Annotated in this window: 2 protein-coding genes; both read right to left on the bottom strand. The window is 42.8% G+C overall.

What is annotated here, in order from left to right:
• Window positions 1-108: 108 nt before the first annotated feature.
• Window positions 109-807 (bottom strand): DevA family ABC transporter ATP-binding protein, encoded by a 699-nt coding sequence (locus RMO35_RS10000; RefSeq protein ID WP_309740817.1) that lies wholly within the window; start codon window positions 805-807, stop codon window positions 109-111.
• A gap of 217 nt (window positions 808-1024) precedes the next feature.
• The coding region (locus tag RMO35_RS09995; protein WP_309740815.1) for an FtsX-like permease family protein at window positions 1025-1550 on the bottom strand (526 nt) is incomplete at its 5' end.

Below are 1550 nucleotides of genomic sequence, written 5' to 3'. Positions count from 1 at the left end.
ACACTAAAATAGCCAATAAAAGAGCGACGCTTAATCATGATTTCTTAGAGTAATTGGAGCGACTGGGTGCAGATCTCAATTTTAACTAGTTTTTACTGCCATGCAGATTTAATTTGCTGGTACTAAATCTGGTGCAGTTGCTAACTTGCCATCTTCTAGATACACGATCGCATCGGCAACATCTAAAATGCGATTGTCATGTGTTACTAATAAAATCGTGCAGCCTTGTTCTTTAGCTAATCTTTGCATCAAGTCCACCACGTCGCGTCCCGACTGTTTGTCCAGTGCCGCTGTCGGTTCGTCAGCTAGGAGAATTTTGGGTTGACTGACAAGTGCCCGGGCGATGGCTACTCGTTGTTTTTGCCCGCCGGATAAGCTGTCTGGGTAATAATTTACACGTTCTCCCAACCCTACTAATTCTAACATCTCGATCGCGCGATCGTTCATGTCCTGGATTGAATATTCAGAATGTAATTCCAAACCCATTTTAACATTTTGCAATGCTGTCAGACTCTCATGCAAATTGTGAGCTTGAAAGATATAACCATGATGGCGACGTTCGATCGTCAGTTGCTTTGATGAAGCACCACACATCTCCGTTCCCAATACTTTAAGGCTACCAGCTTGAGCCGATCGCAGTCCACCACAGAGAGTCAGTAATGTAGTTTTGCCAGAACCAGATGGCCCAGTCATAATAATGATTTCACCTGCATTTATTTCCAAGTTGATATCAAACAATACTTGCTTGCGAAGTTGACCCATGCCAAAATAGTGATCGAGATGAGAAATAGAAATTACTGGTTCCATAATAGATACAATTAAAAGCTAACTCGAAAAAACTAATAAATCCCCTACCATCTACCATCTGTCTTGTCTTGACGCGCTCGACCTGGAGGGAACCTCCGTGATGAGCGCGTCGCTGATTCGCTGTCTTGTCGTTTTCTTATTCGGGGGGAACCCTAGACATAAAAACGCCGCTAAACCGTCGGGGAACTAGGGCGTGCGCGAATCGCTACCCCCTAATTTAAAACATATCAGCCGGATCGGCAGCTTGAACTTTACCTGTGGCAACGGCACCAGAAAGCATACACATTATCAGAGTGCCTGTGAATACCTGAGTCGCTCTAACAATCGTCATTGCGATCGGTAAATTGGTCGCGCCACCAACAACTGTATAAAGTCCGGTTGATACAATAAAACCTGGAATAAAGCCCACAATTGCGAGAATCAATGCTTCTTCAAATACAATTCCCAGTAAATAAGTATTGCTGTAGCCCATCGCTTTGAAAGTGGCATATTCTTTGAGATGAGCATTTACATCAGTGGATAAAACTTGATAGACAATAATTATCCCTACCAAAAATCCCATAATCGCACCGAGATTAAAAATCGGCCCAATCGGTGTTTGCTGTTGCCAATATCCCTGTTCAAAAGCAATATACTCTGCCCTTGTCAGTACCTTGATATCTTCTGTAGGTAAATAAGATTTTAATTGTTGAACTACTTGAGTAGGATTGTAGCCCGGATTTAGCTTTATCAGCCCGACATTA

The sequence above is a fragment of the Chamaesiphon sp. OTE_20_metabat_361 genome, from assembly GCF_031364565.1.
This window is presented reverse-complemented; position numbering and strand designations above follow the sequence as displayed.